A 20,242-nucleotide genomic window follows, 5' to 3' on the forward strand; every position below is an offset into this window, starting at 1 on the left:
GCTTCAAGGCGAACGGCAACGGCTATCTCGGCACCTTCGCGCTCGACCCGCTGAACCAGGCAACCGATCAGGTCGGCTGGAGCTTCAAGGTTGCCGACAGCGTGCTCGACTCGCTGCAGGCTGGCCAGAAGCTGACGCAGACCTATGACGTCACCGTCGATGACGGCAAGGGCGGTACGGCGACGCAGACCGTGACGATCACGATCACCGGCACCAACGATGCCCCGGTCATCACCTCGGACGTGCAGAGCGGTGCGGTCACGGAGATCACCGACAAGGCGACGGGCGAGAACACGGCCACGCACACGCAGGGCGGTGCGGTTGGCTTTTCGGACGTCGATACGCTGGATGAGCACAGCGCTAGCTTCACGGCGAACGGCAACGGCTATCTCGGCACCTTCGCGCTCGACCCGCTGAACCAGGCAACCGATCAGGTCGGCTGGAGCTTCCAGGTTGCCGACAGCGTGCTCGACTCGCTGCAGGCTGGCCAGAAGCTGACGCAGACCTATGACGTCACCGTCGATGACGGCAAGGGCGGCACGGCGACCCAGACGGTGACGATCACGATCACCGGTACCAACGATGCCCCTGTGATCACCTCGGGTGTGCAGAGCGGTGCGGTGACGGAGATCGTCGACAAGGCGACGGGCGAGAATACGGTGACGCACACGCAGGATGGCGCGGTGACGTTTACCGACGTCGATACGCTGGACGAGCACAGCGCTAGCTTCACGGCGAACGGCAACGGCTATCTCGGCACCTTTGCGCTCGATCCGCTGAACCAGGCAACCGACAAGGTCGGCTGGAGTTTCAATGTCGCTGACAGCGTGCTCGATTCGCTGCAGGCGGGCCAGGTCCTGACGCAAACCTATGACGTCACCGTCGATGACGGCAAGGGCGGCACGGCGACCCAGACGGTGACGATCACGATCACCGGTACCAACGATGCGCCCATCATTACCTCGGGTACTCAGACCGGTTCTGTGACTGAGATCGCCGACAAGGCGACGGGCGAGAACACGGCCACGCACACGCAGGGTGGTACGATCGGCTTTTCGGACGTCGATACGCTGGATACCCACAGCGCCAGCTTCAAGGCGAACGGCAACGGCTACCTCGGCACCTTCGCGCTCGACCCGGTCAATCAGGCTGGCGACACGGTTGGCTGGAGCTTCCAGGTTGCTGACAGTGTGCTCGACTCGTTGCAGGCTGGCCAGACGCTGACGCAGACCTATGACGTGACCGTAGATGACGGCAAGAGCGGCACGGTGACCCAGACCGTGACGATCACGATCACCGGTACCAACGATGCGCCGATTATTACCTCGGGTACCCAAAGCGGTTCTGTGACGGAGATCGCCGACAACGCGGGTGGCGAGAACGCCACGCTTCATGCCAAGGCCGGCGAAGTGACGTTTAGCGATGCCGATACGCTGGACGTGCACAAAGCCAGCTTCGTAGCCGGCGGCAGCGGTTATCTCGGCACGTTCTCGCTCGGTGCGGTCGATCAGGCCGGCAATTCGGTCGGCTGGAGCTTCCAGGTTGCCGACAGCGTGCTGGACTCGCTGCAGGCGCACCAGGTGCTGACGCAGACCTATGAGGTGACCGTCGACGACGATCACGGCGGCACGGCGAAACAGACGGTGACGATCACGATCACCGGCACCAACGACGCTCCTATTCTGACTGTCGATAACTCTGGCTCTGTCACGGAGGACGTAAGCGTCGTTGCGGGTAAGCTCAGCGATAGCGGAAGCCTGAGCTATGCCGACGTCGACATCGGTGATACGCACACGGTATCGAGTACGCTGGCCGGTGCACCCGTATGGTCCGGCGGTAATCTTTCGGCAGTGCTGAGCGCGTCGCAGATCGCCGAGTTGACCAGCAACTTCTCGACGGCAGGTTCTAGCTGGAACTACAATGTCTCTAACGCGCTGGTGCAGTTCCTCGACAGCGGCGAGACGATTACGTTCTCCTACAATGTCGCCGTTACCGATAGCAAAGGAGCAACCGACACTGAGACTGTGACGATCACCATCAACGGCGCCAACGACGCGCCGGTGGTTGCCAGCACCAGCGTCTGGCTTCCGAGCGATCCTACGCAGCAGGCAACCGGCTACACCAATGGCTATCCGCTACACGTATCCGTGCCGACGGATGTCGATGGCGAAAACGTGACCGTTACCGCGACGACTGCGCCAAACGAAGTTTTCTATTTCAACGGCAATAGCTACGTCCAGCTCATCGCCGGAACCGTACTTTACAATCCTGCGGCGGGGATCAACCTGCTTGATGATCTCGTCTATCGGCCAACTTCGATTGTGAATGACACCCCTTCGGTTACTCTGAACCTTAGCGCAAACGACGGATCGGGGCCCGTGCCCTATTCTGTAACCATAAGCGAAATCGCTCCGACGAGGATCGGCGGGCCCGTCAACTCGATATCCGACAATTCCGGCCCGCTCACGTCGGGTAATAGCGCGCAAGCCAATGTAGTACTCGGATCGACGTTTGCTTCTGCAGTCAACGCTGACCCATCTGGTGGCTTGCTAAGCCTGTTCACCAACTTTCAGAACTGGAACAACAAGGGGGCGACTGATCCCAGCGGCACCTATGCAACTGTGAACAGTGGTGATCGGAACGGCAATGACCTGGAGAAACAGGTCAACGTCTTTGTCTTTGTCGACGGCATAAAATTTCAGGTGATATTTGCCAACGACGCTAATCCCGACAATTGGGCCTACGACGCCTCTTCCGGTTTGATGAAGGCCGACGTCGATTTCGACTTGATCAAGAACACGACCAATTCCTCGCAGACATTAGCGCAATATCTGGCGATCCCTGCAAACGCACCTGAAGCAACCGACGTTTGGACCGTACAATACGAAGACAACAAGGGGGGCAACGAACAGGCACGATACTTCAAGTTCGACTTCTCGAAATTTGACCCGGGTGACCCAGGCATCATCGTGGTGGGTGACAGCGGCAAGTCCAACCTCATCTACGGCACCTCGGGCAACGATACCCTGACCGGCGGCGCTCTCGACGATACCATCATCGGCCGTGGCGGAAACGACCTGATCAACGGCGGCGGCGGACACGATACACTGAGGGGCGGCGGCGGAAGCGACAGGATCGATGGTGGTGCCGACAATGACCTGCTCGACCTATCCGACTCGACTGCGGGTGTAACCTTCACCCTGGTGCAGGGCAGCAGCGACACGACAGTGAACCTGACGAGCGTGGGTCTCGGGACCGACACATATCGCAATATTGAGGGGCTTATCGGCTCCGATTACAGTGATACGCTCACAGGTAGCGCTTCGGACGACCAAATCTATGGTGGTCGAGGTGCCGATACCATAATTGGTGGTGGGGGCAATGATATGCTTTATGGGGGTGCCGGCGCCGACCACATGACTGGCGGCGGGGGCGGAGATACGTTCGTCATCGGCTCCGATGCCCCTGGTATCGAAGACGTCATTACCGACTACAATTATGGTGATGGTGACGCTGTCGATCTATCCGAGTTGCTTGGCAGCCTCCCCTCGAACACAACGCTCGAAAACAACTATGTCCGCGTACAAGACGCGGGCGGTGACAACGCCAATTTGCAGGTGGACACCGATGGTGTCGGCAGCGGCGGCTGGCATACGGTTGCGGTGCTGGAAGATTTCCACGTCTCGACGGATGTGGTGAAGATCCTGTTCAATAATAATGGGACGAAAACGGAACAGGACGTCCACTAACGCAAGGTCGATCTCGACAGTTCTGCGGTTCTCGGCAATCATCCGGGAACCGCGTATTCAGGGGGAGTTTTTCATGAGCAGAAGCATGCTGGCGGGGGTGATGCTCGCACTGATGCCCATATCCAGTTTCGCGGCCGACCTTATCGGCGACTATGCGCCGGCGGCCCGGCAATGCACCGAGATCAGCCAGTCCGCGCTGACGGTCGATCAGGACGTGGCGACGCTGACCAAGGAAGTCGTGGCGCGCATGGACGAGGCGATTGCCGTTGCCGACGATCCGCGCTGGATCGCTTCGACGCGGCCGGCCTTCGTCTGGGCGTCCGAGACCAAGGTCGCCTGCGGCAAGGCCTATGGTTACCTGCAATCGAGCTGGCGTGACGAGGACTACATTGCCAAGTGCGATTGCTTCTACGCCAAAATGCGGCACTTCATGAATTGAGACAGCCGGTATGATCGAAATGCCCCACGTTGTGGTTTCCCCGGCACGGCGCGTGTCGTCGTGCCGACGATGGCTGGCACTCGGCGTGCTGGCGCTTGGAGTCCTTGCCGGCTGCCAGGGTGCTCCCACCGCCCCTGAGGTGCTCGACGTCGAATCGCCGCAGGCAAGGCATGCCCGGCGCGCATCCGAGCATGCGGTGAAGTTGCAGGAGGCCTTCGGAACCGGCGCAACGCGTGTCGGGCTTATCACTGCACTGATGGCGCCTTCGGGCGAAACGGTGCGCGAACGCGACATCCGCGACGGGGCGTCGCTCGCCGTGGACGAGGTGGGTGGTGGCCAGCTTTCGCTTTTGGTCGAAAATACCGACGGTTCGCCGCAGCAAGTCCAGGACGCCGCCAAGCGTCTCGCGGGCCAGAACGCGGCGTTGATTGCGCTGTCGGTTGCGGACGTGCCTGTCAGCACCGTCCGCCAGGGACTTGGCTCTGCCCGCGCGCCGCTTCTCGCGTTGCGCGGCAACGGCGCCGAGCGGCCGGCCGGCACCTTCGCCTTCGTTTCTGACCGCATCGATAGCGCTGTCGAGGGCGCTTCCTATGCTTTTGCCTCCGGCCGCAAGCGGCTGATCGTGCTTTTGCCCAGCGATGTCTCTGCCGCCGAACGGCAAAGGCTGGATCGCGGTCTTGCGGGCTATGGCATCAAGCCGGCGCTTGTCGCCGTGACCGGCATCACGACATTTTCCGGTGACGCGGCCGCCAAGGCAAAGCTAAAGGATATTGATGCGGTTCTCCTCATCGGATCGGAAGGGGGGGAGGTCGGTTCTCTGTCGCAACTCAAGGCCAACGGCTATCTGAAACCGAATGCAATGGTCGTCGGAACTTCCGGTTGGACGAATGCCGCCTACAAGCGACCCGAATTTTCCGGAAGCCACCTCTGTCTCTTCGGCCCGGAAAACGGCTCGCGGATGACGTCGCGCTTCCTCGATCGCTACGAGCGTGCGGCAAGTGCGGACGCGGCTTATGGGTTCGACGTCATCGCCCTTGCGGCTGGTCTCGTGCGGTCCCAGGGGGAAGGCGCCATCAATCAGGAAAGCATCCGCGCGCCAAACGGTTTCGTCGGTGCGGCGGCCACCTTCCGGTTCACAAAGGACGGCTCGGTAGAGCGAACCTGCGCCATCTATCAGGTGACCGCCGGCAGCGTGAAGCTTCTGGATCCCGCGCCCCGCTCGTTCTGACCGAAGCGTTATTGACCAAAAACCGATGCGGCGAGCGACCGCGCTGCATTCGGTGTAGAGAAGCGGGCGAGGGCACGGCAGCTAAGCTCACGTTATCCGCAAGCTCGCGCCGTGATGCCGGAGGCCAAGGCGGGAGGCGACACGCTTCGACGAGGCGTTGTCTCGATCGGTACTGTAAAACAAGGTGCGAGAGCGAAGCGTCGGCAGCCGCGACCAACCAGCCGTCGCAGCAGCGCCGAAACCGCGTCCTCGAAACGCCTTGGCGGTCACAAGCCCGAGTTCGGCGCCGGAATCGGTGAGCCGCGCCGCACATGCCAGGGAGGCGACTTCACCGTCGACAATGGCAGCGCACCAGGGCGACCAGAAGTCGGCAACGCCGTGGAAACCAAGATCGAACCAGGCCTCAGGAATCCCATCCGTCGCCTTCTTCGGAGTCGTTGCCAACGAGCCGCGCATCGCCTTGGTGAGGAGTGTCGTGCTGCAACTCAAAGACAAGGCCGAAATCGTATTCGACAGGCCCATCATCACCAAGCAGCGACAGATAGCGCTCAAGGTTCACAGGCGTGCTGGGATGAACGAAGGGCGGTTCGGTTGCGGCAAGTCCTTCCAGCTCCGCGACCAGACCGCCCGGCAGGTCCGCGCGTGCTTCGCACAGGTTTCCCTCCGCGCATCCGGCGAGCCAGAAGCGCGGGCCCGGTGCCTGATCCGGATCGTTCTCGCACACAATCCGCCCGTCGGCGCGTGTTCGAAACAATGCGTGGAAGTCTGTTTTCAGCCAATGGCTTGCTGGTATCATGAGGCGATTGCTCAATAATATCCCCGCATCCGTCGAGTACGTTCCTGGCGTGAGGGGGCAAGATGCCCACGGCGAGATCGGTCGCGCGTAATCGGCGACAAAGGAGCCTTGCGTTAAGGCGGGATTTTCATGTCTTGCCAATGCGTGAACTCTCATGGTAACGTTCCCACGAGCTTGAGGTCTGTCACCTTTGATGATGGCTTCCGGCCCGGGAGGAAACATGAAGAACGGACCCCGGCAACGGGCCACCATTATCGACGTCGCGGAGCGGGCAGGGGTCTCGAAGAGCACGGTTGCACGTGTTCTGGCGGGTTCTGCCAGCATTTCCGACGAAGCCCGCGACCGCGTGCTGAAGGCCGTTGCAGCCACCGGCTACGAGCGCAATCATCTGGCCGTTGGCATGCGTTCGGGGCGCAGCGGCATGCTCGGCCTGGTCATTCCCGACATCACCAACCCCTTCTGGGCCGAAGTCGCCCGCGGCGCCCAGGATCGCGCCGCCAAGGACGACATTTCGCTTCTCGTCTTCTCGTCGGACTGGGATGCCGGCACGGAGGCGACGCATCTTCGCGCCCTGCGGCGCGCCCGTGTCGATGGCGCGATCATCAATCCGGTCGCCGACAATTTCGATGATCTCGATCGCTTCGGCTTACCCTTCGTTTTCATCGGATCGAGCGCCGAGCGTTTTCCGGATACCTTGAGCGTCGGATCGGATATCGCCCAGGCTGTCCGTCTCGGCATGGATATCCTCGTTGAGCGCGGACACCCGGCGCCGGCCCTGATGCTCGGCCCGCGGTCGCGTCTTGCGCGCGCCCGGTTCCTGCGCGCCGTGCACGAGCATTGCATCGCGCGCGACATCGACCCCGACATCTTGCTGGTGGAGGAATCCGACTACACGGTCGAGGGTGGCCGAAAGGCCATGGGGCGTTTGCTCGCCGGGCCGTGGAGAGGCAGTCGCGCCGTCTTCGTCGCCAACGACCTGATGGCACTCGGTGCCATGATCGCCGTGCGCGAGGCGGGGCTCCGGTGCCCGGAGGATATTTCCATTCTTGGCTTCGACGGCATTCCGGCGGGTGCGTTCTCCTGGCCCGGTCTGACGACGATCGAAAAACCTGGCCGGCAGATCGGCATTCGCGCGGTCGAATGCCTGCTCGATCAGATTGCCGGCCGCCCGGAGCACGGCCGGATATTTCTGCCGTGCCGACTGGTCGAGCGCGGTTCGCTTGCCGATGTCTCGGCCTCGGTAGCTGTGCGCACGGCGGCAGGGAGGTAACAATGAGCGTAAGCAACGATCTTGTAGCGGATGCAGCCATGCCTAGAAGTGGGAACGTTCCCAACGTCCATCGGCGAAGCGTCACGAAAAACGTGCGGCAATGGTGGCCCTACTACCTGATGATGGCGCCTGGGCTGATCTTCTTCGTGATCTTTCACTATTTTCCGATCTGGGAAGCCAAGATCGCCTTCGAACAGTTGCGCATCATCCCGCCGAACATCTGGGTCGGGATCAAGCATTTCCAGACGCTCTTCTCCTCGCCGATCTTCTGGCAGGTGCTGATAAACACGCTGATCATCTCGACAATGAAGATCGTCTTCGTCTTCCCGGTCCCGATTATCGTTGCGCTGCTGCTCAACGAGATCCGGGGCGGCGCTTTCCGCAAGTTCATCCAGTCGGCGATCTACCTGCCGCATTTCCTTTCCTGGGTGGTCATCGCCGGCGTGTTCATCGCGGTGCTTTCGCCGAGCGACGGCGCGGTCAACGACATCATCGGTTTCTTCGGATTGCAGCCGGTCTCCTTCATGACCGACACGGGCTCGATCCGCTGGGTGCTGGTCTTCTCCGAGATCTGGCGATCGGCCGGCTGGGACAGCCTGCTTTACCTTGCCGCCATCATCGCCATCGACCAGGAACTCTATGATGCGGCCGAGATCGACGGAGCCAATCGCTGGCAGAAGATCCGCTACGTCACCATTCCCGGCATCGTGCCGACGATCGCGACGCTGTTCATCCTCAACGCCGGCATGTTCCTGAACGCCGACCTCAACCAGGTGATCAACTTCTCCAACGACGTGGTGCGCAGCAAGATCGATATCATCGACACCTATGTCTACCGCATCGGCCTGCAGACCGGCGAGTATTCGCTGGCAACGGCCGCCGGCCTCTTCAAGGCGGTTCTCGGCATGCTGATGATCGTCGCCGCCCACCTTCTTTCCAAACGTCTTACCGGCAAGGGGGTATGGTGATGGCCGCCCACAACGTTCGCAGAACGCCGCTCGAGCGGCTCGAATATGCGATCATCGTCTCGACGCTGATGTTCCTCGTCGTACTGACGGTCCAGCCGCTGCTCAACCTGCTCGCCATCTCCTTTTCGGATCCGGGCAAGGTTGCCGGCATGAGCGGCCTGACGGTGGTCCCCAACGGGTTTTCGACCGACGTCTGGAGCCTCCTGGTCAACAACCCGGCCGTCCAGCGCGGCCTCCTGAACTCGATCTTCATCACGCTGGTCAGCACCGTCCTTGGTGTCGTGCTGACGGCGCTGATGGCCTGGGCACTTTCCCGCCCGGGTTTGCCGGGGCGGCGCGCGATTTTCGTCTTCGTGCTGGTGACGATCGTCTTTGAGCCCGGCATCATTCCCGATTATTTCATCAACAAGCGCCTCGGCCTTCTCGACAGCTACTGGTCTCTAATCCTCTTCAAGGTTGTGAACGCCTGGTATCTGATCATTCTCGTCCGCTTCTTCGAGGAAGTGCCGAAGGAACTGATCGAGGCCTCGGAGCTCGACGGCGCCAACCCTTTCCAGATCTTCTGGTACGTGGCGCTACCACTCGCCAAGTCCGCGCTTGCGACCATCGCTCTCTTCTACTTCGTCTTCCACTGGAACGAGTTCTTCCGGGCGATGATCTATCTCAACGACCAGTCAAAATGGCCGCTGCAGGTCGTGCTGCGCCAGTTCGTGGTCGAGGGCGACAAGCTCGCCATGGTCGGGGTCGTCGACAGCAACAACTACACCGGTGCGAGCCAGATCAACATTCGCGCGCTGAAGGCAGGCATGATCCTGCTCACGATCGCGCCGATCCTCGCAATCTACCCACTCATTCTGAAGTTCTTCACCAAGGGCACCATGAGCGGTGCGCTGAAGGGCTGACGATGCAGAACCGAACCATAAAAGCCATAGCATATTGGGAGGAACAAACATGCTTGGAAAACTGATCCTTGGCGCAACCACCGCCATGGCATTGATGGCGAGCGTCGCCATGCCCGCCTTCGCCGATCCGGTGACGATCCGCGTCGTCTCGAAGGATCTCACGACGAGCAATCCTGACGACGTGAAGCTGATGAAGGCCTATGAGGAGGCGCTGAAGGCCAAGGGCACCGACATCCATATCCAGGTCGTCGACCTGCCGTCCTCTGGCTATGCCGACAAGCTCAGCGCCATGCTTCTGTCCGGTGATATCCCCGATCTCATCTATTTCCAGGGCGGCGACGCCAAGATGGCCGAACAGGGCGTGCTGGAGGACTGGAACACCTGGCTGCCGAAGACGACCTATCTCAAGGACGCGCTCTTCCCGCACAATGTCGAGCGGCTGAAGAACTATCCCTACCTGCTCTATGTCTACCCGCCGCGCATACCGCAGCCGGTGATCCGCGCGGATTGGCTCGAGAAAGCGGGCGTCGAAGCACCGAAGACTACGGACGACTACGTCACCCTCTTCAAGGCGATCAAGGACGGCGATTTCGACGGCAACGGCAAGGCCGACAGCTACGGCGTTACCACCGCCGACAACACTCAAGAGCTCGACGCCGTCTTCAATCAGGCATTTGGCGTCACCGGAACCTGGCTGAAGAACGATGCTGGCGAGTGGATCCATGCCCGCGTTTCGGCCGCGGAAAAGGCAAAGATCGCTTTCTACGCATCGCTCCGCGAGCAGGGTCTCTATGATCCGGAATTCATCACCACCAAGTGGGACGTGAAGGAAGACAAGTTCTATTCCGGCCGTGCCGGGGTGATCTTCGGTTCCTCCGCAGAGGTCATCGACATCTATGGCGGCAAGATGCGCCAGGCCCATCCCGGCGTGACCCTCAGCCTGCTTTCGCCGCCGAAGGGTCCGGGCGGCCAGGGCCTGATGGCGCTGGACGTCTCCAAGGAAGCGCGCGGTCTCGCGATCGCAACGACCTCGGAGCACAAGGAGGAGGTGGTCAAGTTGCTCGACTTCATCGCCAGCCCCGAGGGCCAGGCGATTGAACGGCTCGGCTTTGAGGGCGAGCAGTACACCAAGGACGGCGAAACCATCAAGCCGACCGACAAGCTCGCTACCTGGTATGCCCGCTTCCTCGTTGCCGCCAACTGGCAGCCGCCGGTTCAGTGGCTGAGCGATGCCGCGCAGCAATCGCTGAAGACGATCTCCGCCGACTTCAAGCCGGACAACGCCTTCGTCTGGCCTGCGGAATACGCCACCGACATCGACGCCACGGAGAACGTCTACCGGGCCTGGGTTTACAAGTTCGTCTCCGGCGAAGCCAAGCTGGACCAGTGGGACCAGTTCGTTTCCGAGTGGAACGCTGCCGGCGGCGAGAAAATGACCGAATATGCAAGGACGGTTCTCAATGACAAATGATGCTCAAGGGCTCTCCCTTAAGGGACGGGTTCGGGCGCTTCTCTTTGGCGTCGCCTACGGCGACGCCATCGGGGCGCCGGTCGAAAAGCTCTCCGCTGCGGAAATCCGCCAGCGCTATGGCCGGGTGACATCTCTCGACACAGAGTGGCACCGCATGAAGCAGAGTGAGGCGGCCCGCAACGGCCGTGTCCGCGGCAGCGGCATCGTCACCGACGACACGCTGATGACGCTCTGCGTGATGTCGATCTACGACGACGTGAAGCGCCATCTCGATGCCTGGGATATGGCCTCGGGCATGGTGCGGGAAATTGCCTGGACGCCGCGCTGGGTGCCGGAGCTGCAGCGCGAGACGATGCTGATCGAGCGGCTGTTCTATCCTGAGAAGTGGATCTTCCAGCGCCATCAACTTTCCGGCTGCGACCCGCGCCAGGGCGGCGTCGGCAACATGGTGAACTGTGGCGCGGCGATGTACATCGCGCCGATCGGCGTCGCCAACGCCTGTGATCCGAAGGCAGCCTATGATGAGGCGATCGCCTTTGCCTCCGGCCACCAGCAGAGCTTCGGCCTGGAAGCTGCCGGCGTACTCGCCGCCGCGGTCGCCGCCGCTTTCGTGCCGGGCACCACCCTCGACACCGTCATCAAAGAAACGCTGGCCGTTGCCAAGGACGGAACGCGTGATGCGATCGCCGATATCGTCGAGGCTGCGGGCTCATTGAAGGGCGCGGATCATGCGACAGTCGTCGCCGAATTCCACCGCATCATCGCGCGCTATTCTCCAATGGGCGACGACGTGCAGCACACGCCGCAGAAGGCCGGCATTGCGACCGACGCCTACCAGCCGTCGCGTCTGCACGCGATCGAGGAACTGCCGCTGGCGCTCGGCTTTGCGGTCGTCAATGACGGTGATTTCTACAAGTCGATCATCGACGGCATCAACTCCGGCCGCGATACGGACTCGATCGGCGTCATGGCCGGCGCAATCCTCGGCGCCATGCAGGGCGAGAGCATCATCGACCGGGCGATGGTCTCCCAGCTCGACCGTGTCAACAAGCTCGATCTCTACCGATCGGCCGATGCTTTTACCGCAACCGTGACCGCAATCCGGGCGGCCGACCACAAACGCGAAATGGCGCGGGCCACGGCGCGCGCAGGCCTCTTTGCCGCTCCCGAGCTCACCCAGGTTTCCAGTCTCTAGAATTCGAAAGTATCCGATGCTCAGCACCACAGAAATCTTCGAGCGTATCTATTCCGGTTTTATCGGCAAGGCGATCGGCGTGCGCTTGGGCGCACCTGTCGAACCGACGATCTGGAGCTATGAACGCGTCCGGGACACCTATGGCGAGGTGACGGAATATCTGCGCGATTTCAAGAATTTCGCTGCCGATGACGACACCAACGGTCCGGTCTATTTCATCCGGGCGCTGCGCGACTACGGTCTCGGCGCCACCGCCGAAGAGGTCGGCAAGACCTGGCTGAACTATGCGGCCGAGGAACACGGCATGTATTGGTGGGGCGGCTTCGGCAATTCGACCGAGCATACCGCCTACCAGAACCTGCGCGCTGGCATTCCGGCGCCGCAATCCGGCTCGATCGCCCAGAACGGCACGACGGTTGCCGAGCAGATCGGCGGGCAGATTTTCATCGACAGCTGGGGCTGGGTGCATCCGGCCGACCCGAAGAAGGCAGCCGAAGCCTCAGCCCGTGCGGCAAGTGTCGCCCATGACGGCGAGGGCCTGCATGGCGCCCGCTTCTGCGCCGCGGCCATCGCCCAGGCTTTTGTTGCCAAGAACATCGAGGACGTGATCGAGACGGGTCTCGCGACAATCCCGGCCGACTCCCTCTATGCCAAGGTTTCGCGCGCGGTACTCCGCTTCCACGACAGCAACCGGAACGACTGGCGTGCCTGCCGCGACATGTTGACGGCGGATTGGGGCTATGACCGCTATCCCGGCGTCTGCCACATCATTCCGAATGCCGGCGTCTTGATCATGAGCCTGATCTACGGTCAGGGCGATCTGCCGCGCACCGTCGAGATCGCCACCATGGCCGGCTGGGACACGGACTGCAACGCCGGCAATGCCGGTGCGATCGTCGGCACCCTGCAAAAGGTGCAGCCGGGCTGGGACAAGTACCGCAAGCCGATCAACGATTTCGTCGTCGCTTCCGGCGTAACCGGTACGGTCAACGTCGTCGACATCCCCTCCTTTGCCCGTGAACTGACGGTGCTGGCGCTCCGCCTGCAGGGACGGGAGGCTCCGGCGCTCTGGGTCGAGGATTTCGAGCGCCGCGGCGTTCGCTTCGATTTCGACGCACCCGGCGCCACCCATGGCTTCCGCACCGAGCCCTTCAACCAGATCGCCGTCAAGGCATCGGCGGAGCGTCATACGGATAACGCCAAGGGATCGCTGGAAATCCTGCTCGACCGTCTCGAGCGCGGGCATGGTGGACGCATTTTCTGGAAGCCCTTCTATCGCCGCTCCGACTTCGACGACGAGCGCTACCGCCCGATGTTCACGCCGCTTGCCGATGACGGCCAAAGGGTGTCGTTCAAGCTCTGGCTCGACCCTTGGAACGGTGACGGCAACCTGCGTGTGGCGCCCTATGTTCGCCGCGCCATGACAGGCGCCATCCAGGAAACAGGCGCCTGGCACGTGCCGTCTGCGAGCGGCTGGCAGGACTACGCGTTCACCATCCCCGACGGCAACGGCGAGGCGGTCGACGAGATCGGCATCCTGGTCGAATATTTCGGGCGCCTGAAATTCCTCGGCCGGCTGTTCCTTGCGGACTTCTCCGTATCCGGCAAGGGTCGCGCCGTCATCGACCCGTCGAAGGAAGCGCATGAATGGGGCGGCATCACCCGCTTCACCTGGAACCGCGGCCATTGGAGCCTGCAGCAAGGCCGCATCCATGCCCATACCGCAACCGACGCGGACGCCTGGACGGGCAACGCCTATCTCCGCGACGTTAGTGTCAAGGCCGAGCTTCAGCCGCACTCGGGTGCCTCGCACCTGGTGGTGGCCCGGGCTCAGGGTACGAGCCGCTTTTATGCCGCCGGTTTCGAGAACGGCGAAGCCGTGATCCTTCTTGAAGACCACGGCACGAAGATCCTCGCGCGCAGCCCGTTCCGTATCGAATACGGCCGGAGCTACGCGGTCGATCTCACTGTCGAAGGTGGCAAGCTGACGCTTTCCGTCGATGGCGAGCGGCTGCTTCAGGCGGACGATGGGACGCTGCGCTACGGCATGGCTGGCCTTCGCATGGCGTCTGCCGGGCGCATGTCGATCGGCCGGCTTGAGGTCGCCGAGCGCTAACTGCGCGAGGCGGAAAGAAAGGGAGGAAACATGTCCGAGATAGAGCTTAGAAGCGTCGGCAAGAGCTATGGCAGTGTCGCCGTGCTCAACGACATCTCGCTGGAAATGGGCGACGGCGAATTCGTCGTGCTCGTCGGCCCTTCGGGCTGCGGCAAGTCTACGCTGTTGCGCATGATCGCCGGGCTGGAGGATATTTCAGCTGGCGAGATCACCATCGGTGGCAAGGTCGTCAACGATATGCCGGCCAAGGAGCGCGACATCGCCATGGTCTTCCAGTCCTATGCGCTCTATCCGCACATGAAGGTCGCGGAAAACATGAGCTTCGCCTTGAAGCTCGCCGGTGCGCCGAAGGCGGAGATCGAAAAGCGCGTTACCCAGGCGGCCGAAATCCTCGGCCTCGAAAAGCTGCTCGACCGCCTGCCGCGGGAACTTTCCGGGGGCCAGCGCCAGCGTGTCGCCATGGGTCGCGCCATCGTGCGCGACCCGCGTGCCTTCCTCTTCGACGAACCTCTGTCGAACCTTGATGCCAAGCTGCGCGTGAAGATGCGCAGCGAAATCAAGAAGCTGCATCAACGGCTTCGCCGCACGATGGTCTATGTCACCCACGACCAGACCGAGGCCATGACCATGGCCGACAAGATTGTGGTGATGAACGGCGGAAAGATCGAGCAGGCGGGCGCACCGCTCGATCTTTACAACGATCCTGCCAATCTCTTCGTCGCCGGCTTCATTGGCTCGCCGGAGATCAACCTGATCGAGGCGGTCACAGAGGGAGCGACGGCCTTGACCCGGGGCGGCGTATCCCTGCCGCTCGGGCGACAGGTGCAGGCTGGCAAGCGGGTCGTCTGCGGCATCCGCCCGCAGCACATCACGCTCGGAACAACGGGCGTGCCGGGGCGCATCAGCCTCGTCGAGCCGACCGGCGAGGACCAGGAAATCGTCGTCGACATGGGCGGCCAGGATATCTCGGTCGTCGTCCACGGCGGCAAGCTACTTTCGGCCGGGCAGGATGTGACGCTGACGATCGATGCCGACAAGGTTCTGCTCTTCGACAAGGATACCGGGGAGCGCCTTCGATGAGTGGATTTGCGAAGCGACAGTTCGATCCCGACGCCAAGGGACCGCTGGTCGGCACGAGGGTTCTGGATCTTTCCCGGCTCGTTGCCGGCAACATGTTGTCGCTGCAGCTGGCCGATGCCGGCGCCGATGTCATCAAGATCGAGCCGCCGGCGGGCGATCCGCTCAGAGACTGGAAGGATGATGGCCACTCGCTCTATTGGAAGACCTATAGCCGCAACAAGCGCTCCGTCGTTCTGAACCTCAGGCAAGAGGCGGCGATGACGGCGCTCTGGGCACTGATCGATACGGCCGATGTCTTCATCGAGAATTTCCGGCCGGGAACGCTGGAGCGCATGGGGCTTTCGCCGGAAACGCTGCACGCCCGCAATCCCAACCTGATCATCGTGCGCATTTCCGGTTTCGGCCAGACGGGGCCTTACGCGCAGTTCCCGGGCTTTGGCACCATCATCGAAGGCATGAGCGGTTTTGCCTACAGAACCGGCTTTCCCGATCGCGAGCCCGTGCTGCCGCCGCTGGCGCTTGCCGACATGATCGCCGGTGTCTATGGCAGCTCGGCCACCGTGACAGCGTTGCTTGCGCGCGATCGCGGCTACGCAAAAGGACAGGTCATCGACCTGTCGCTGCTGGAACCGATGTTCTCGGTGCTCGGGCCAGAAGCGGCGATCTATCAGACGACCGGCAAGATCAAGGAGCGCGTGGGCAGCGCCTCCAATACGGCCGCCCCGCGCAATGTCTACCGCTGCCGCGACGGAAAGTACGTGGCGCTGTCGGGATCGACGCCGCAGGTCGCACGGAGGATCTTCGAGATCATCGGCCGTGCCGACATGAACCAGGACCCGCGCTTTGCCACCAATTCTGAACGCGTCAAAAATCGCGATCTGGTCGACGAGGCCGTTGGCGGCTGGTTTGCCCGGCACGACCATGACGAGGCGCTGAAGATCATGCGTGACGCCGGTGCGACGGTCGGGCCGATCTACAACATCGCAGATGCCGCGTCGGACCCGCATTTCGCCGAGCGCGAAATCATCGTCGATGTGGAGGATGACGAGTTCGGCAGCCTGCCGATGCACAACATCGTGCCGCGGCTTTCCCAGACGCCGGGCGTCTGGCGGCGGCCGGCACCAGCGCTTGGGGAACACACGGCGGAAGTTCTGGCCGAAGCGGGACTGGATCGCGGCGCGATCGAGACGATACTCCAGGGTAAAGCCGCATGAGGCTTCGCTCCCTACTCTACGTCCCGGCCTCGTCCGCAAAATTCATCGCCAAGGCGCACGAACGCGGAGCGGATGCGATCATCCTCGACCTGGAAGATTCAGTCGCCCCGGATCAGAAACAGGCCGCAAGGGATGGGTTGAAGGACGCCGTGGCGCAGGTGGCACGCGGTGGTGCGACCGTCTTTGTCCGCGTCAATTCGGCGCCGGATCTGCGGATGGCGGATGCAGAGGCCGCCTGCCGTGCCGGCGCGTTCGGTCTCTATGTCGCGAAAACCCGGTCGCCGCAGGAGCTAGAGGATATTGCAGCGCATCTCGCACCAGTTGAGCGGCAGATCGGCAGGCCGCCGGTCGCCTTCGTGCCACTCCTCGAAGATGCCGGGGCAGTTCTCGATGCGCGCGCGATTGCCCGCGTCAGCCGCGTGGTCGGCCTTGCCGCTGGCGGCGAAGACATCGCGACCAGCATGGGCGCAGAACCGCTGCCAGACGTATTGCGACTTCCGAAACTGATGGTCCACCTTGCCGCCAAGGCGGAAGGCAAGCTGTCCTTCGGCATGCTTTTGACGGTTGCGGACTATACGCGACTGGATGCCTTGAAGGCAGCCGCTCGTGAGGCGAAGGCCCACGGGTTCGATGGCGCGAGCTGTGTCCACCCGTCCGTGGTCCCGGTGCTGAATGCGTCTTACTCCCCGAGCCCAGAACGGATCGCCTGGGCAAAGTCCGTGATCGACGCAGCGAAGACGGCGCAGGCAGACGGCCGTGGCGCCTTCGTGCTGAACGGGACCATGGTGGATGCGCCGATCATCGAGCGCGCGCATGATGTTCTCGAACAGGCAGGCGACCTCGGCTGACGCTCAGCGCAGCTTGGCGGAAGAGTCCTCACGATCGCGAGGCGCGCCGGTGCGCGCCAGGATTTCGTGCTGCGCAGTTGCACCTATCACCGAATGTGCAATGATCCTGAAATTGAACGACTTTAACCGGCTGCGAACGCGGGCGACTTTGTCGTGGCGGTCCGTTTTTTTTCAGTAGCACTCCAGCATGCAGGGACTTCGAACAGCTTAGACACCCCAGGAAGGGAATGTGATCATGCGTAGACTTCTTGCGTACCTGACGATCGCTTCGTTCTTCTCAACTTCAGCCTTTGCAGATCCCGCCATCCTGACTGCAAATGTGAACTTCAGGGTGGGCCCGGGAACCGGATTTGACGCCATGCGCGTGATCCCCCAGGGCGAGGAAGTCGACATCAAGGAATGCGACGCAGAAGCCTCCTGGTGTGCCGTGAGTTATGCCGGGGCAAATGGCTTTGTTGCCGGCAAGTATCTCAACCAGTCCGATGCCACCGCGCCGGCCTGGCCAAGGATGTTCAACACCGAAAAAGGCGCGACGATCACGCTCTTCCAGCCGCAGATCACGTCCTGGAAGGATTTCAAGGAGCTCGAAGCCCTTGTCGCGACCGAGCTCAAACCGTCCGCCGACGCCAAGCCGATCTATGGGATCATCGGGCTTTCGGCCAAGACTGTGGCCGACGAGGCGACGGAGAATGTTACGCTGACGGATGTTCGCACCACGCAGCTCGATTTCTCCGCACTGGACCGACAGCAGCTCGCTGACCTCGCGCTCGACATCGGCAAGCTTGTCCCGACCGATCCGATCGTCGTGTCGCAGCAACGCCTGGCGGCAAGCCTTGCGGACTTCCAACGCCTCGCCGATATCCCCGATATCAAGGCCGATCCGCCGCCGATCTTTGTCAGTGAGACGCCGGCCATCCTGGTGCAGACGGACGGCAAGCCGGTGACGGCTCCGGTCAAGGGCGTTGAGGGCCTCTCCTTCGTGGTCAATACGAATTGGGACCTCTTCAAGGTGGATCAGGCGGCAGACTACTATCTGCGGAGCGAAAAGAACTGGCTGACAACAAAGACCTTGGAGAGCGGTTGGGTTGAAGCGGCATCGGTGCCGGACGTCTTTTCCAAGCTACCGGAAATCGACAACTGGAAAGGGGTAAAGGCCTCTCTTCCGCCCACGCCCTTCAGCGATAACCAGGTTCCGAAAGTTTTCTATTCGGAGAAGCCGGCGGAGCTTCTGATCTTTGAAGGAAAACCGGCCCTCGAACCGATCGCGGGCACCGGGCTGGATTGGATTTCCAATACGAGCAGTTCGGTGTTTTTCCATCGGGCCAGCAAGACGTGGTACACACTTGTTTCCGGACGGTGGTTTTCTTCAACGTCACTCGAAGGTCCCTGGACCTTTGCCACGCCTGACCTGCCCGATGATTTCGTAAACCTGCCCGACGACGCCTCCTACTCGGCTGTGCGCGCGTCGATCCCCGGCACGTCCGAAAGCGCAATGGCGCGTCTGCGGGCGAGCATTCCGAAGCTCGCGCGGGTTTCGACGGATGGATCGCTGAAGGTGGACGTCCACTACAATGGCGAGCCGAAGTTCGAGCCGATCGAAGGCACGTCCATGTTCTATGCCGTCAATGCCAACGAGCAGGTCATCAAGGTCGCGGACAAGTATTTCGTCTTGAAGGACGGCATCTGGTTCGTCGGCGATACGCCGACCGGGCCCTTCGCCGTTGCGCGCGCCGTTGCCGATGAGATCTACACGATCCCATCGTCGTCTCCGGTCTATAACGCGACCTATGTCCGCATCTACGATACGGAACCGGATGCCATCTGGTACGGCTATACGCTCGGCTATCTCTATACCTACCTTGCCTGGGATACAGTCGTCTGGGGCTCGGGATGGTATTATCCGCCCTATTGGGACTATTACGACGACGATTGGCCCTATTATCCGCCGCCGATCAGCTACGGGTTCGGCGCCTCGTACAACCCGGCCTATGGCACTTTCGGGCGCTATGGCTACGCCTATGGCCCGGAAAGGGGCCTGGTCTTCGGCGCAGCCTATAACCCCGTCACGGGGACACGGTTCCGCGGTGGCGCGGTGGCGGGTCCCGGTGGCGAGCGCGGTTTCATTTCTGCCTACAATCCACGCACGGGCAACGCGATGGTCGCGCGGGGCGGGCAGAATGTTTACGGCTCCTGGGGCAGTGTAGCCGTCAAGCACGGCGGAGAGTTCGCGCGCATCAGCGGCGGATCAACCGGGAGTGCCGGCGGCCTGCGCTGGCGCAACTCGGAAGGCGACAAGGGCTTTATCGCCGGCAGCAAGGGCGGTGACGTTTATGCCGGCCGCGATGGCAGCGTCTATCGCCGTCAGGACGGCCAATGGCAGAAGCATACGCCGGATGGCTGGCAACCGGTTCAGAGGCCGGACGGGGAGAACCTCCGCAATGCCGCCCAAGGCGCGGCATCCAACCGGCCCCAAGCCACGCAGCGTATCCAGAACCGTGCTGAAACGAGGCCCGCACCGCGCCGCAACCAGCAGGTTCGCCAACGGGCGCCGGATCATCTGTCCTTCGACCGTGCCGGACGGCAATTCGGCAACCAGAACGAACTGAGCCGCAATTATGGGCGGCTTTACCAAGAGTCCGGCCGGAACTTCCAGAGCTTTGACCGTGGTCGCGGCGGCTACAGCGGCGGCGGCTTCCAGGGTGGCAACCGCGGCGGCTTCCACGGAGGTGGTGGTCGCGGCGGTGGAGCTGCTTTCCGCGGCGGCGGTGGCGGACGTGGTGGTGGTGGCGGCGGCCGCGGTCGCTGAGAAAACCGGGCCGCTCGGGCGAACTTTCCCGAGCGGCCGCGTTACAAGGCGTGGCAAAAGGTGTGCGGGGTCGCCGCTCCTTCGGCCGAAAAGCTTGGCGTGATCATCGGGCCGTCTGCCGCTGTGACGCCGGCCTTGGTGGCGCGCCGGACCGGCCGGT

Annotated in this window: 15 protein-coding genes; 13 read left to right on the top strand and 2 right to left on the bottom strand. The window is 62.1% G+C overall.

Features of this window, described 5'->3' with window-relative positions; all coding sequences use genetic code 11:
- The 3 genes from IB277_RS35380 to IB277_RS35390 all read left to right on the top strand — a co-directional run.
- Positions 1-3,749, top strand: a 3,749-nt coding sequence (locus IB277_RS35380) for an S-layer family protein (protein WP_192373037.1), incomplete at its 5' end; no start/stop codon positions are given.
- Positions 3,750-3,822: 73 nt separating this feature from the next.
- Positions 3,823-4,188, top strand: coding sequence for a hypothetical protein (locus IB277_RS35385; protein WP_034798085.1), 366 nt, complete (start codon positions 3,823-3,825; stop codon positions 4,186-4,188).
- Between the two features lie 10 nt (positions 4,189-4,198).
- Complete coding sequence (locus tag IB277_RS35390; protein WP_112975601.1) at positions 4,199-5,416, top strand: ABC transporter substrate-binding protein; 1,218 nt, start codon at positions 4,199-4,201, stop codon at positions 5,414-5,416.
- A gap of 87 nt (positions 5,417-5,503) precedes the next feature.
- Here the strand turns inward: IB277_RS35390 and IB277_RS38450 are convergent, their stop codons facing one another.
- Positions 5,504-5,860 carry a GNAT family N-acetyltransferase gene (locus IB277_RS38450; RefSeq protein ID WP_246812892.1) on the bottom strand — a complete coding sequence of 119 codons (357 nt, stop codon included), beginning with the start codon at positions 5,858-5,860 and terminating at the stop codon, positions 5,504-5,506.
- The gene (locus IB277_RS38455; RefSeq protein WP_246812893.1) at positions 5,820-6,368 is read right to left on the bottom strand and encodes a hypothetical protein; all 549 of its coding nucleotides are present in this window, start codon (positions 6,366-6,368) and stop codon (positions 5,820-5,822) included. Before IB277_RS38455 ends, IB277_RS38450 begins: the two co-directional genes overlap by 41 nt.
- A 64-nt stretch (positions 6,369-6,432) precedes the next feature.
- On the opposite strand from IB277_RS38455, the gene IB277_RS35400 reads away from it, so the two are divergent.
- From IB277_RS35400 to IB277_RS35445, 10 genes are all read left to right on the top strand, one after another.
- A complete protein-coding gene (locus tag IB277_RS35400; RefSeq protein ID WP_034798087.1) occupies positions 6,433-7,482 on the top strand; it encodes a LacI family DNA-binding transcriptional regulator in 1,050 nt (349 codons plus the stop codon).
- Positions 7,483-7,484: 2 nt separating this feature from the next.
- Positions 7,485-8,450, top strand: coding sequence for a sugar ABC transporter permease (locus tag IB277_RS35405; RefSeq protein WP_082584572.1), 966 nt, complete (start codon positions 7,485-7,487; stop codon positions 8,448-8,450).
- Positions 8,450-9,352: a carbohydrate ABC transporter permease gene (locus tag IB277_RS35410; RefSeq protein ID WP_034798191.1), complete on the top strand. Its 903-nt coding sequence runs from the start codon at positions 8,450-8,452 to the stop codon at positions 9,350-9,352. Before IB277_RS35405 ends, IB277_RS35410 begins: the two co-directional genes overlap by 1 nt.
- A gap of 49 nt (positions 9,353-9,401) precedes the next feature.
- Positions 9,402-10,823, top strand: coding sequence for an extracellular solute-binding protein (locus IB277_RS35415; RefSeq protein WP_113189164.1), 1,422 nt, complete (start codon positions 9,402-9,404; stop codon positions 10,821-10,823).
- Positions 10,813-12,018, top strand: a complete 1,206-nt coding sequence (locus IB277_RS35420) for an ADP-ribosylglycohydrolase family protein (RefSeq protein ID WP_060520311.1) — start codon at positions 10,813-10,815, stop codon at positions 12,016-12,018. The genes IB277_RS35415 and IB277_RS35420 overlap by 11 nt, the downstream gene beginning before the upstream one ends.
- Before the next feature lie 16 nt (positions 12,019-12,034).
- Positions 12,035-14,134: an ADP-ribosylglycohydrolase family protein gene (locus IB277_RS35425; RefSeq protein ID WP_192373038.1), complete on the top strand. Its 2,100-nt coding sequence runs from the start codon at positions 12,035-12,037 to the stop codon at positions 14,132-14,134.
- 30 nt (positions 14,135-14,164) lie between these two features.
- A complete protein-coding gene (locus tag IB277_RS35430; protein ID WP_034798094.1) occupies positions 14,165-15,214 on the top strand; it encodes an ABC transporter ATP-binding protein in 1,050 nt (349 codons plus the stop codon).
- A complete protein-coding gene (locus IB277_RS35435) occupies positions 15,211-16,428 on the top strand; it encodes a CaiB/BaiF CoA-transferase family protein (protein WP_060520308.1) in 1,218 nt (405 codons plus the stop codon). Before IB277_RS35430 ends, IB277_RS35435 begins: the two co-directional genes overlap by 4 nt.
- The gene (locus tag IB277_RS35440; protein ID WP_034798098.1) at positions 16,425-17,276 is read left to right on the top strand and encodes a CoA ester lyase; all 852 of its coding nucleotides are present in this window, start codon (positions 16,425-16,427) and stop codon (positions 17,274-17,276) included. Before IB277_RS35435 ends, IB277_RS35440 begins: the two co-directional genes overlap by 4 nt.
- Positions 17,277-17,511: 235 nt before the next feature.
- A complete protein-coding gene (locus IB277_RS35445) occupies positions 17,512-20,082 on the top strand; it encodes an SH3 domain-containing protein (protein ID WP_034798195.1) in 2,571 nt (856 codons plus the stop codon).
- The last annotated feature ends 160 nt before the right edge of the window (positions 20,083-20,242 follow it).

This window comes from Ensifer sp. ENS07 (genome assembly GCF_014852185.1).
Taxonomy (GTDB): Bacteria; Pseudomonadota; Alphaproteobacteria; order Rhizobiales; family Rhizobiaceae; genus Ensifer; species Ensifer adhaerens.

What these genes read in the sequence shown, in the direction of transcription:
- IB277_RS35385 (WP_034798085.1), top strand. Translation starts at nt 3,823, where the DNA reads ATGAGCAGAAGCATGCTGGCGGGGGTGATGCTCGCACTGATGCCCATA.
- IB277_RS35390 (WP_112975601.1), top strand. Translation starts at nt 4,199, where the DNA reads ATGATCGAAATGCCCCACGTTGTGGTTTCCCCGGCACGGCGCGTGTCG.
- IB277_RS38455 (WP_246812893.1), bottom strand. Translation starts at nt 6,368, where the DNA reads ATGAGAGTTCACGCATTGGCAAGACATGAAAATCCCGCCTTAACGCAA.
- IB277_RS35400 (WP_034798087.1), top strand. Translation starts at nt 6,433, where the DNA reads ATGAAGAACGGACCCCGGCAACGGGCCACCATTATCGACGTCGCGGAG.
- IB277_RS35405 (WP_082584572.1), top strand. Translation starts at nt 7,485, where the DNA reads ATGAGCGTAAGCAACGATCTTGTAGCGGATGCAGCCATGCCTAGAAGT.
- IB277_RS35410 (WP_034798191.1), top strand. Translation starts at nt 8,450, where the DNA reads ATGGCCGCCCACAACGTTCGCAGAACGCCGCTCGAGCGGCTCGAATAT.
- IB277_RS35415 (WP_113189164.1), top strand. Translation starts at nt 9,402, where the DNA reads ATGCTTGGAAAACTGATCCTTGGCGCAACCACCGCCATGGCATTGATG.
- IB277_RS35420 (WP_060520311.1), top strand. Translation starts at nt 10,813, where the DNA reads ATGACAAATGATGCTCAAGGGCTCTCCCTTAAGGGACGGGTTCGGGCG.
- IB277_RS35425 (WP_192373038.1), top strand. Translation starts at nt 12,035, where the DNA reads ATGCTCAGCACCACAGAAATCTTCGAGCGTATCTATTCCGGTTTTATC.
- IB277_RS35430 (WP_034798094.1), top strand. Translation starts at nt 14,165, where the DNA reads ATGTCCGAGATAGAGCTTAGAAGCGTCGGCAAGAGCTATGGCAGTGTC.
- IB277_RS35435 (WP_060520308.1), top strand. Translation starts at nt 15,211, where the DNA reads ATGAGTGGATTTGCGAAGCGACAGTTCGATCCCGACGCCAAGGGACCG.
- IB277_RS35440 (WP_034798098.1), top strand. Translation starts at nt 16,425, where the DNA reads ATGAGGCTTCGCTCCCTACTCTACGTCCCGGCCTCGTCCGCAAAATTC.
- IB277_RS35445 (WP_034798195.1), top strand. Translation starts at nt 17,512, where the DNA reads ATGCGTAGACTTCTTGCGTACCTGACGATCGCTTCGTTCTTCTCAACT.